At 51.1% G+C, this 454-nt stretch carries 1 protein-coding gene; it reads left to right on the top strand.

The annotated features are described in order from the left end of the window. Nucleotides 1-454: hypothetical protein (locus AC6CH4_RS25960; protein WP_498108233.1), on the top strand; the 454-nt coding region annotated here is incomplete at both ends.

Genomic DNA, 454 nt, shown 5'->3' with positions numbered 1-454 from the left:
TCGGTGACTACCACCTATACGCTAACGTCGACCAATAGTACCACGGGCTGTACGGCCAGTGACGATGTAGTGGTAACAGTTGACTTGACTTTACCGACTGCTGATGCCGGAGCGGATTTTATCAAAACCTGTACTGCTAATAACACAGGAAAAACGATCGGGATGACAGCGGTGGCAGGTACTACTTACCAGTGGAGCCCGGCTACAGGATTAACGAGCGCAACAGTGTCGAATCCAATGGCCAATCCATCGGTTACGACTACCTATACGCTAACAGCGAGCAATAGTACTACGGGCTGTACGGCTACCGATACGGTGATCGTTACCGTGGATCAGTCAGTACCTACGGCAGATGCCGGAGCAGACTTTACCAAAACCTGTGCAAACAATAACACAGGAAAAACGATCGGTGCAGCAACCGTGGCGGGAATCACTTACCAGTGGAGTCCGGCTA

This window comes from Flavobacterium sp. GQ95, assembly GCF_059758655.1.
Note: the sequence above shows the minus strand (reverse complement) of the source record. Positions and strands in the feature narration are given on the sequence as shown.